Genomic DNA, 10,493 nt, shown 5'->3' on the forward strand with positions numbered 1-10,493 from the left:
CGGTTGTGTTGGTCGATGCCGCAACGTCAGCCCCGGTTAATTGGCTGAATCGATCGGCGAAATTAGCACCTGTACCGGCGGCTACATCGCAGCCGTACAGCATGATGTCTGCTTGTGGGGCTAGTGAAGTTTGCCACTTTTGCAACTGGCTTTTGTATTGCTCTATGTTATCAGAACCCAGAGCGGTATTGCCTAATTGTAGGCTGCCAGAACTGCCGTGAGAAATAATGTGAACCGAGTCTATCGCCCCGTTAGTAGAGGCGTACTTTTCCATCTCCGAGGTGATTTGTTCGATGCCGTATTTGGTGCGATCGAGTATTACTACCTGCTGTCCGGGCAGCACTCCCGCTGTAATTGACTCGTAATCTTTCACGCCGGAGTCAATGAAGACTAAGGAGCGCAGTGGTCGTTTTTCAAAAGAAGATTGTGAGTTAACTTGAGCGAATGTAGAACTCATTTTGGAGACTCCATTAAGGGCATTATTGGTAGATACGCCCCGGAGCAATCTCATCAAGCTTATTTGATAGCTGTGCGATTTTGGCAGTTAACGTTTGTATGGATCGAGGTAATCTGAACTGAGGATAACAAAACCTAATTGCAGTTGCTACGAGCAGTGGTTAAAAATTGTGCAAACTTTGTCAATCTCTCTAAGAATAAAGACCGATTTGTGAAGTTCCGAGGTTATTTTCTCGATGCAGTCAGATTCTTCAATCAAAAATCTGGAAACAAAATATTCACCTTCATTGATGCTGGAGTCCTTGAATACAAAGCTTTTGGATAGAGGATTTGCGTATTCCGAGAATCGAGTGGTTTCCCTTAAAGAAGCCAACATATTGCGCCCTCCAAAAGCGAGTTTAGGGGTAGATACAGCCTTGGATTCAGAGCTTCTGAAACTGCCAGCGACCTTGTTTATTTCGCTTATTTTTATTTAACCTATCTATCAGTTTCCCCTATTTCTGCAGCGCTGCCATCCGCGATCGCACGGAATTTACAGCACTTGCCGATGCTGTGAGGTACGGTAGCAGCAGTGAACCAATATCTTAAAGGCTTAGGATTCATCAACTTAAGGACAACTGCTGCGAGCCGATCGATCCTGTCTGGGGTATGGAGAGAGAACATCCGCCAAAAAGATTTAAGCTGCGACCACCGCATTTTAATAGGGTTAAAATCAAGACAGTAAGGGGATAAACAAATAACCCGTCTACCTATGTTTTCAACCGCCCGCAAATTTTGCAGCCAACTTTTTTGAAATGGGCGCCAGCATTTACAGCGGCGCATTTCTGCTGGATTCTAAACTTCACAAGCCAATTGCTACGGACAAAGTAAAGTTGAAAGAAGTTGCGAAGGAATTTGCTGATGCTTGTTTAACAATACTCCGGACAGTTTTTGGAACGATACTACAAGCTTACGCGGGGCAAGGATCGTAAAAAAGTCGAATTAAATGTAAGTCAGGGGTGGAGCTGACATTGATTTAATTATCCACAGTGGCTGCGAAGTCCTACAGAATAAGCCATTGGGCCATATAAAAACTGTCCGGACTATTGTTTTAAAAGCTTGATTGTCTTTGTACCTAGAACGAGAGGGGGTAGTGCCCTGAAGGAAAGGATGGAGTAAAATTAAGCTACTATTAGAGAGAGTGTTTGCCTTTGGTGATATGACAGTAGAAATTAATTCTTGCCCCAATTGTGGCTCCGAAGAAGTTAGTCGTAACGGTCAGACTCGGCATGGTAAACAAAACTACAAATGTCGAGAATGTAGTCGTCAGTTTGTTCTAAATCCGGCGTGGCAAGCTATTACGAAAGAACAACAGGATTTAATCCAGCGGATGCTACTTGAACGTATTTCTCAAGCCGGAATTGCTCGGGTATTACAAGTGTCAGAAGATACAGTGCGGCGGTACGTAAATGCCCGAGCTGTTGTTGTTAAGAAGCAAGTGGAGGTGAGTTCCAAGCCAAAAAAGCGCCTGAATGTTCAGATGGATGAGTTATGGTCGTTTGTTGACAATAAAGGCAATCAGCAGTGGGTTTGGCTGGCATTGGATGCCCAGACTAGGGAAATTGTTGGTGTACATATTGGAGATCGTAGCGCAGTATCAGCTCTTGCCTTATGGAATTCCATGCCACCTGTTTACCGTCAATGTGCTGTAATTTATACTGACCATTGGAGTGCTTATGATTCAGTATTTCCCAGTAAACGTCATTATAGTGTAGACAAAGATAGTGGTTGTACCAGCTATATCGAGCGATTTAACTGCACCCTTCGACAACGAGTATCTCGATTGGTGAGAAAAAGCTTATCCAACTCTTAGAAATTGGAAAATCATATGGCTGCAATTTGGAGTTTTGTACATCATTATAATGCTAGTTTACAACTCTAGATACCTACTTTTTTTTGAATTCGGTTTTGTTTTATCATCTTGATCCTTTCCTTCAGGGTACTACCAAAAATTACCGAAAAACAAGCAGAAAAATTAAATCTCAAAAAATCGACTCCCTTGCCCCCTTTTCTTGAGAAATGCTGTCTGCGACAAGTGGCTCTGTTATCCTATTCCAAGGCATCTCAAGAAATTGAAGTACAGACGGGAGTCAAGATAGGTCATACCAGTTTACAGAGATTGGTAGAAAACCAGGAATGGGTTGAACCAGTAGCATTCGCCCCCATTACAGAAACCAGTGTGGATGGAGGGAAAGTGCGTGTTAGAGGACCAAAAGGGGAAGGTTCTCACGGCGGCTCGATTATAAAGCAGTTAGTCTTCATGGCAGCTTTTATGCTGCATATTTTCTGAAAAATGAAGTATTAATTGATTATGTCAATCGTCAGCCGTTAAATTCCCTAGTGACTTGTTTGGGTGATGGACATGACGCAATTTGGAATATCATCGGTAAATTCAATCCGGATGGCAATCGCCTAGAAATATTAGACTGATATCATAAAGTCGAAAATCTGTACAAAGTAGCAGGGTCTAGGAAACGGCTGTCTAGAGCCAAAGAATTGTTATGGCAAGGTCGCACGTGATGAAACCATTAAGTTGTTTGAGTTGTGCAGTAGTCGTCAGACTACCAACTTTTGTAAATATCTCACAAAACATCGGAATCGAATTGTTAACTATCAACTCTTGTCCGGCCAAAATATTTGTGCTATTGGGTGGGGAGCGGTGGAATCATTAGTGAAACAGATTGATAGAAGACTGAAAATTTCCGGCGCTCAGTGGGGTCGTAAAAATATTAATCAGATGCTCAAACTTAGGTGTGCTTACTTGAATGAATTAATCTAGAATATAGACACCTCTTTTTTATTTTCCTTCCCAACTCCCATACTTTAGATACTCCTCTCTCGCCAGTTCGGTTAGCGTGCGGGCGATAACTTTTGCGTTCTCTCATATAGCGGAGGGCGAAAAATTTTGGCTCTTATCATACTTTTAACCATTTACAAAACCGGGATGCTCCCATGTGCGGGTGTGCGGGGACTGGCATTTTGGCAAAATTGGGCAATTGTTGGACTCTCGAAACATCGGGGAGGGGACAATTCTTTTAGCGGTTTAGAATTGGATGAGTTGTGGGTAGCAAAGGATGCTGAGCCTCGCTGTGGTATGACGGCGATCGATTTGACTACTGGAGCGATCGTTCACTGGTTGCGGTTTGAAGGGATTGTCACGGAACTCTATGATGTGCAGGTGATTCCGGCAGTGCAAAAGCCGATGGCGTTGGGCTTTCAGACTGAAGAAATTGCTCAGTTAATTACTTTGGAACTTTAACTGTAGATGGTGGCGGATGTACGCGGATGAACGCAGATTAAGATGCAGTTTGTTTGGTGACTTCGACATAAATATGTTCTAATCGCACCGGATACCGAGCGATTGAATCAATAGAAATCCCGTCGAACAGCAAAATAATCTCTTTTAATTCTAAACGTTCCGGCAGCCAAAAAGCTAAATCGCTACCGTAGCGGCGGGGGATAAAACTGTATTGTTTAGCGCGAGCGATGACTTCAGCTTCTTCGTCGGTTTTTACCACGATAATTTCTTGAGCTGGAATCAGTTTTTGCAACTCTTCTAAACTACCTTCAGCTACAATACTGCCATTTTTCAGAATCCCGATTCTCTGACAAAGACGCTCAGCTTCATCCAACAAGTGAGTTGTCAGCAAAATTGTAATTCCTTCCGATTGCAATCGCTGAATTAACTCCCAAATTTCATAGCGTGCCTCAATATCTAAACCCGTTGTCGGTTCGTCTAAAATTACTAATTTAGGTTGGTGTACCAAAGCCACCGCAATATTCAAACGGCGCTGCATTCCTCCGCTCAAAGTTTCCACGGGACTTGTAGCTCTATCTGTCAAATTTACTGCTTTCAAACAGTGTCTTACTTGATAGCGCCGCTGCTTGCGCTCTAAGCCGTAAATTTGAGCAAAAAAATTGAGGTTTTCTTCGCAGCTAAGGCTTTTGTAAAGCAAATTTTCTTGGGGAGCTACACCTATTAATAATTTAGTAGCTTCGGAAACAGGTTCGCCATTGATGGAAACCTGGCCGCTGTCTGCATTTAGCAAATTACATAAAATATTAATAGTTGTAGTTTTGCCCGCCCCGTTTGGTCCTAGTAAACCGTAAATTTCTCCAGCTTGGATGTGCAGTGTTAAATCTTTAAGCACTGAACGCTCGCCATAGGACTTATTTAGCTTTTCAATTTGCAGCACTGCTTTAATTCTCCGTATTATTTTATATATTTACGGTTGTTTCTGAACGATTAAACCGCAGAGAGCGCAGAGGGCGCAGAGTCAGAGAAGAGAGAGATGAATAATTACGACATAATGAGATAGTTTTAAAGTCTTTTTTCTACTCTCAGCATCCTGCGGTAAGAAAGCCATCCACCTGCAATCATGGCAATAGAAAATATGAATAAATACCAAAAGTGTTCTGCAATATCAGCCAAATCTTTGCCGTCAGCCCACACGCCCATCAGCGCTTCGTTCATGTGATAAACTGGATTGTACTGGGCGAGTTCCAGCAGACTTTTGGGAAACAGGGAAGTTGGCAAAAATGCGCCTCCTAAAATCAACAAAGGAACGCCGAAAGCAGCTACTAGCGAGTTGACATCTTCAGTGCGCCTCGCAAACTGGGTGCCGAGAATAAAGCCTACACCTACATAAGATACAATACTGAGCAGAATAATTGCACATCCTAGCAGAAGAGAGCCTTGGAATTTGGCTCCTAAAAAAGAGGCGATCGTGTATACTAAAATTACCTGACCGATGCCGATGCAACTATGAGCAAGAAAAATTCCTAAAAAGTAGGAAGTGCCGCTCAGCGGGGAAATAAACAAGCGTTTGAGGGTATGCTGTTCTCGCTCTGCTACTACTGTTGCTACGCTACCACCGAGACAGCTAAAAAATAAAGCTGCTCCTACTAAGCTTGCAGGTGCAGCAACTTCAAAGGCTTTTGCTGTGGTGAGATTAGCGCGTTCTTTTAAAATTAAACCGTTAATTAGCAAGATAGAAACTGGAAAAATACTCCACAATACTAAGCTGCGTCGCCGCCTCCCCAATTCAATTAAAATCCGCTGTGCTACTGCGAGCGTTTCGTACCAGTATTTCATAGCAAATATATTAGTATTGTTAGAATTGAGAATTGGCGATCGCGCCACCGGATATCATACCATAGAGGTGCCAATAAGTTTAACTCTCAATAAAAAACCCGCCGGCGCGGGTTTTGTGATTTTAGGGGGATAGGTTTTAACACAAGTAAAAAAAAGCATGGAACTGTAACAAATTCCAAATCCATATCTAATCAGTTATTCCCTATCGAAAATCGGAAATTGTATAACTTGTCGCGGTTTCTCGCTGCTCTCAATTAATACTAAAGTTCTTACCTCTGTAGCATCCTTGAAAGGAAGTTAAACTGGTGCCGTTTTTCTGTTCCAATTTAGTCACGAGGGAAGAAGTATTGCTACTTTCAGGGGTAGCACCCCAGTTGTAGATAAAGTCGCCGAGATTGTCTCCGGTTTCTTCGTAGCTGTGCTCTTCAATTGGAATTCCAGAAACTCCTGAAACAGTTTGGTTGTGGTATCCGTTAACGATGATTTTTTCGATAACTGCGCCCGGTTCTGCGCTAATGTTCCATTGCACTGGTTCGTAGGCTGAAAGTGCGAGAATTATTGGCTTGTTGCGGCGTTCTACTTTGACTTCGATCGCACTTTGTGATAAATCTCGGTTCTTGTGATCCGCATTGGCTTCGTAAACGCCTATTAAATGAAGTTCTTTGTTTCCGCTTGAGGAACCGATATAACCTGAAAAATCGTCGGAACCGCCAAGCCCGCAGTTGGCGCCAGAACTAATTGGGGAAATAAAAGCAGCTTTTTCGGCTATTTTCTGCTGCACCGCCGGCACAACCCACAATCCGGTTCCGATGCCTAAAGCACCTATCAAAGCGGCCGCGATACCGAAAGGAAGGGCATTTGTGAGGTGGCGGACAACTGGTTTGGCTGTTAGTTGAGATAGGGTTTGCTGCCAAGTTTCACCAGTTTGTCGATCGGCATTCCCGCCATCGAGACAGGCCAATAAACCTAAACTTTCCGGCTGTTCGAGCAGACTTTGAACAGTTTTCCCTTCGCCGACGTAGAGATTTCTAGTTTCGGTGTCTAAAAGCAGCCAGTAGCGATCGCCCTCGCCGAGGTTGTACTCTTGTACCGCAGGATCGACTAAATCGTGCTGCAAAAACACCAGCCAAGCCATATTATTGCCAGTGCCGACTGTTTTGCCGTCGCTGGAAATAAGTTGGTCGATATCGGGTTCCCAGCGCCAAGCTACCCAGCGACTATCTCCTCGATAGCCGAGGGATTTTTCAAGTTGCGGATGAGCGGTTATTTCTAAGCGTTGAACTAAGTTTGACACTAGATGTCCTCCTCAAGTGCGATCGGGTCTAGAGCAATTTTGTTCCAATTTATTAAAACAAATATTTTGCTCATGAAGAGCCTCCGAATAATCGGGTTAATTTTGTCTAGCTAATGTTATCAGCCGGTACTTTCCAAACCACACTGGCTTAACAAAAATATGCCTGTTGAATGGTTTAGCTTGAGAACTTGGAGCTGGCAAGCACCCGCCTGGGAATAATTTTAACCTGTGCTGATAACTAATCCTGTTACGGATTAAAGCTGGCTATTTCTCACTGCTTCTACCTGGTTGTCCAGTTTTAAAAGAGTCCTTGGCCGATAGCGTCTACAAGTTCTTAGCTTAACTTTTATTTCGCTACTCTGCTACAAAATATGCCGATCGCACCTGACATCAATATTACGCAGGCAAATAAATATTCCGGCTTTCTCGCGGGCGAACAATCCCTAAAAAAGAGACGGTTTCAGAGAAACCCGGTTTCTGTGATGAAAGTTCTGACACTTCCCCGATTACTGGCGGGGGCCATCAATCGCATCTCTAGTCGGTGCCACACCTCCGGGGCTAAAGGAACTCGGCGGCACTCTCGGAAGATTGAGATTGGGATTGGGGACTAAATCGCTGTTGCTATCGCCAGCAGTTCCACCCGTGGGAGACGCACTATTATTTGGATTGGTACTCGGCGAACTTCCCGGATTGAGATTATTCGGATTAGTATTCGGCGCTGTTCCCGGATTGGCATTATTGGGAGTGATATAGGGCGAACTTCCCGGATTGAGATTATTCGGATTGGTATTCGGCGTAGTTCCCGGATTCGGATTGGTATTCGGCGCAGTTCCCGGATTGGCATTATTGGGATTGGTACTCGGCGAAGTTCCCGGATTGGCATTATTGGGATTGTTGGGATTTGCCGTGCCTGTTGGAGTAGTTATCGGCGTGCCGACACCATCTCTGGTGATAGCGTTGGGGTTCGGGGCAGCAGCCGGAGCAGCCCCATTGGGGTTATTTGCAGGAGCATTGGCGGGGTTGCCCGCAACCGGAGCAGTGTTTTGGGGAGCAGCATTGCTGCCGCACAAGCTGACTAAATCAAAAGTTGTGCCGCCTCGGGTTTCGATGAAGCAAACCGGCACATTTACATCGGGGTTTGAGGCTCTGGGAAAATCGGCTGTTCCCGGCATGGGACGGCTAAAGGCAGCTTCAGCCATCAGTGGGGTCAAGGCCGCCGATAGAGCGGCGATTGTTCGCAATAATCTCATCAGCGTTTCCTCAAATGTTGAGCTGTGTTTGATCCAGTATTGCCCAGAAACTAGAAATTGTCTTCTTCCCAAAATAGGAGCTTTGGCTACTCCTGCTGATGTAGGCTGCACCACTGAGCTTCTGAATTAAGACATTTGCATCTCAAGTAATTCCTGATGATAACGTTCCAACTCATGCGGTTGATGGATCAGCGGCTGAAGTTTGCCGTTGTGGAGTTGGTAGGCTTGTGTGATTCCAATGCGGCTCAGAAAGTCGAGGTCGTGGGAAATCACCCAGAGGGCGCTCTGAAACTCGTTGACTCCATCAACAATCTGATTCACTGTTTCCAAATCCAAATTATTTGTTGGTTCATCTAAAATGAGCCAATCAATTTGAGAAATGCCGATCGCAGCCAGCCCTAATCTCGCTAACTCACCGCCGCTTAAGGCAGATGCAGGCTTGTTCACCTCATCATTGAAAAATAGAAAATTTCCTAATTGCTGTCGCAGCAATTCATAGTCTAAGTTTGGGTTTGCCATTTGCATATTTTCTAGGACTGTCAGAGAGCGATCGACCATTTCATAGCTTTGATCGAGATATACCCCTTTTATGGCAGATTTTATGGCAATTTCACCTGCTTCTAAAATTGCTGGAGTTCGCTCCCTTCCTAAAAGGGCTTGAGCTAAACAGGATTTTCCCGAGCCGTTCTTTCCAGCAATAGCAATGCGCGAGCCTGACGATACATGAAGCTGAATGTTTTTGATTAATCGGCGCTCTCCTAATCTCAAGTCAGCACCTTGGATATCGATTAAATTTTTATTTTTTTGACTGCATTCTTCTAATTTAACTCTGGTTGTTTTCGTCGTTCTGATTTTGGTCGCGGCAACTTGATTAGTTGCTTTTTCTACGGCGAGTTCGTGTTTTTTCTTAGCACTTCCTGCCATTACTTCAGCTTGTCGCTTCCACGCACCACTCGGAATGCTGTCGGCACGTTTGCGACCTAGGCGGCGAGATTTGGCGGCTCGTTCTTGTTCGTGAGATGCTGATGTTTTCGCTCGCTTTAGTTCTTTTCGCGCTACTTCGCGGGCGCGTAATGCGGCTTGATGTTCGATTTCTTTTTGCGATCGATAGAAGGAGTAGTTGCCACCGTAAACCTTTAACTCCGCTGGCGTTAATTCCCAAATTGTATCGACGGTGCGATCGAGAAAAAACGGCTTGTGCGAGACAATAACGAAAGCACCAGAAAATTCTTGCAGTGCTGTCTGCAACTGTTCCAGGGTTAACAGGTCTAAATGATTTGTTGGCTCATCTAACAACAGAATATCAGGCTGCTTCGATAGAGCGATCGCCAAGCAAAGTTTCGTCAGTTCTCCACCGCTCACTGTGCCCAGAGCCTGAGATAGCGAGACTTCCGAGGCAAACTTCTCCTCTAGCAACGTCGTCACCGTCCACCATTCATCCGAATGAGAAGCGATCCAGTCCAGTACCAATTCATTCGATGCAGACAGATTCAGGGTACTGACTTGAGGCAGATAGTAAACACTACCTGTCCTCGCGACTGTGCCAATCTGCGGGATTAGTTGTCCGGCAAGTAGCTTGAGCAAGGTCGATTTACCGCTGCCGTTGCGACCGACTAAGCCAATGCGCGAGCCTTCATGAATCGCAACAGTGATATCTGCGAACAAAGTCCGTGTGGGTGCGACTTCGCAGGTCAAATTAGCTGCGTTGAGAATTGCTTTCTTTTGCATATTTCTGCTCCATCTTGGTTTGCTGAGCCGTCCTCGTAGTGCTGGACGCTCGATCGCAGTACGATCGAGAGGTCGCTACCCAATTCAAATCTCTGGCTTTTGTAGTGTTTAAAGCACAGAGCGTTGGAAATCGATCGGGATGGGTTAGCAACCAGCAGTTAGCTTCATGGCAGTAAGAATTGATAGACTACAATCAATTACAGTATATTACACGAGTTTTACGTTGTCAAGCCACAGATGTTTTGAATTCTGGGGTACAACGGATACAGTCTTGGACGCAAGGAATCTATTTTGACACCATCTGTAGTGGTAAGGCGCGCACTGTACATCATACTGGCTCTTCTTTACTTACTGTACTAATTTATCTAAAAATAATGGCACAAATTCTTATATAGCAAAAATTTCTGGTTTTGTTTTAGTTGATTTTAGCGGTTTTTTCTTAAATTCAGATCTAGGTAAATTTTCAACTACTTAAACCAAGAGTTTGGCACAGTAAGGAAGAGGCGGATACGCTGTATGATGTCGGGTCGATCGGTCCGACATCATATAACAACTGTAATTGCTCAACCCCCTTGACAAGAGAACGAGATAGACATTAGATAGAGGAATGAAAAAACTCCCTGACCTAAAA

At 44.5% G+C, this 10,493-nt stretch carries 10 protein-coding genes and 1 pseudogene; 4 read left to right on the plus strand and 7 right to left on the minus strand.

The window, feature by feature from the left end; all coding sequences use genetic code 11:
- The coding region (locus QUA33_RS26335; protein ID WP_333152481.1) for a DUF4347 domain-containing protein at nt 1–457 on the minus strand (457 nt) is incomplete at its 3' end.
- A 235-nt stretch (nt 458–692) separates the two neighbouring features.
- Between QUA33_RS26335 and QUA33_RS26340 the strand changes: the two genes are divergently transcribed.
- Entirely contained in the window at nt 693–932 is a 240-nt protein-coding gene (locus tag QUA33_RS26340; RefSeq protein WP_333152483.1) for a hypothetical protein, read from the plus strand.
- Nucleotide 933: 1 nt separating this feature from the next.
- Here QUA33_RS26340 and QUA33_RS26345 read toward each other — a convergent pair whose 3' ends face one another.
- Nucleotides 934–1,119: a hypothetical protein gene (locus QUA33_RS26345; RefSeq protein WP_333152486.1), complete on the minus strand. Its 186-nt coding sequence runs from the start codon at nt 1,117–1,119 to the stop codon at nt 934–936.
- Between the two features lie 535 nt (nt 1,120–1,654).
- Between QUA33_RS26345 and QUA33_RS26350 the strand changes: the two are divergent.
- The 3 genes and pseudogenes from QUA33_RS26350 to QUA33_RS26360 all read left to right on the plus strand — a co-directional run bounded on the left by QUA33_RS26350 (nt 1,655) and on the right by QUA33_RS26360 (nt 3,754).
- Nucleotides 1,655–2,377: pseudogene (locus tag QUA33_RS26350) on the plus strand (IS1 family transposase).
- Nucleotides 2,378–2,530: 153 nt separating this feature from the next.
- Nucleotides 2,531–2,785 (plus strand): hypothetical protein, encoded by a 255-nt coding sequence (locus QUA33_RS26355; RefSeq protein WP_333152488.1) that lies wholly within the window; start codon nt 2,531–2,533, stop codon nt 2,783–2,785.
- A 615-nt stretch (nt 2,786–3,400) separates the two neighbouring features.
- Nucleotides 3,401–3,754 (plus strand): DUF4915 domain-containing protein, encoded by a 354-nt coding sequence (locus tag QUA33_RS26360; protein ID WP_333152489.1) that lies wholly within the window; start codon nt 3,401–3,403, stop codon nt 3,752–3,754.
- 37 nt (nt 3,755–3,791) lie between these two features.
- Here the strand turns inward: QUA33_RS26360 and QUA33_RS26365 are convergent, their stop codons facing one another.
- The 5 genes from QUA33_RS26365 to abc-f all read right to left on the minus strand — a co-directional run bounded on the left by QUA33_RS26365 (nt 3,792) and on the right by abc-f (nt 9,862).
- Nucleotides 3,792–4,691: an ABC transporter ATP-binding protein gene (locus QUA33_RS26365; protein ID WP_333152491.1), complete on the minus strand. Its 900-nt coding sequence runs from the start codon at nt 4,689–4,691 to the stop codon at nt 3,792–3,794.
- Nucleotides 4,692–4,816: 125 nt separating this feature from the next.
- A complete protein-coding gene (locus QUA33_RS26370; protein WP_333152493.1) occupies nt 4,817–5,590 on the minus strand; it encodes an ABC transporter permease in 774 nt (257 codons plus the stop codon).
- Nucleotides 5,591–5,840: 250 nt separating this feature from the next.
- Complete coding sequence (locus QUA33_RS26375) at nt 5,841–6,884, minus strand: hypothetical protein (protein ID WP_333152495.1); 1,044 nt, start codon at nt 6,882–6,884, stop codon at nt 5,841–5,843.
- Between the two features lie 506 nt (nt 6,885–7,390).
- Nucleotides 7,391–8,248, minus strand: coding sequence for a hypothetical protein (locus QUA33_RS26380; protein ID WP_333152497.1), 858 nt, complete (start codon nt 8,246–8,248; stop codon nt 7,391–7,393).
- Between the two features lie 12 nt (nt 8,249–8,260).
- A complete protein-coding gene (gene abc-f / locus QUA33_RS26385) occupies nt 8,261–9,862 on the minus strand; it encodes a ribosomal protection-like ABC-F family protein (protein ID WP_333152499.1) in 1,602 nt (533 codons plus the stop codon).
- Nucleotides 9,863–10,493: the final 631 nt, after the last annotated feature.

The organism is Microcoleus sp. Pol14D4, assembly GCF_036701245.1.
GTDB lineage: Bacteria > Cyanobacteriota > Cyanobacteriia > Cyanobacteriales > Microcoleaceae > Microcoleus.